We start from the raw sequence: 653 nt of genomic DNA, 5'->3' as shown, positions 1-653 counted from the left end.
CGCGCCCAGAACCGGGCGGCCATGGCGTACAAGACCGATATTGACGGTAAAGTCATCGCGCCCGGCGGCGAATTCACGCGTGCCATCCAGCGGGTCCACCAGCCAGAACTCGCTGCCCGTATCGATGCGGATCCCGGCGGCCATCTCCTCCTCCGCCACCACAGGTATGGCCGGGGCGTGGGCGCGCAGGCCCTTGAGGATATGGGCCTCCGCCGCGTGGTCGGCTTCCGTCACGGGGGAACTGTCGGTCTTGATCCGGGTCGCGAAGCCGCGCGCGCGGATGGCGCGGATCAGCCGGCGGCCTCATCGGCCAGGCGCAGGGCCAGATCCAGAAGGAATCCGTCCTCATATACGGGTATGGATGGTGTATTCATGCTGTTCGCATTAGCTTACTCATGCCGCGCCGTCATGCCCTTATCGGTCATGATGCTTCGGATACGGATATTCCGGTCATGGCCATGCCTGGCTGGCAAGGGAATTTATCCCGTCTGTCCCAAACCTTCGTAGCGGAGCCCCGTGATCCATATGCTCGACATCGCCTTTTCCGACGCCACCGTGCCCCAGGCCAGCGCGATCGCCATTCTCGCCACATCCGGCGCCGCCCCCACCGGCATCTTCGCAACCGTGAACACCACGCTGGACGGGGCGCTGGC

Annotated in this window: 1 pseudogene; it reads right to left on the bottom strand. The window is 64.8% G+C overall.

The features are described from left to right. A pseudogene (locus tag JCM25156_RS26555) lies at positions 1-374 on the bottom strand (3'(2'),5'-bisphosphate nucleotidase CysQ family protein); the annotation flags it as partial. Between the last annotated feature and the right edge of the window lie 279 nt (positions 375-653).

This window comes from Komagataeibacter kakiaceti JCM 25156 (assembly GCF_000613305.1).
Note: the sequence above shows the minus strand (reverse complement) of the source record. Positions and strands in the feature narration are given on the sequence as shown.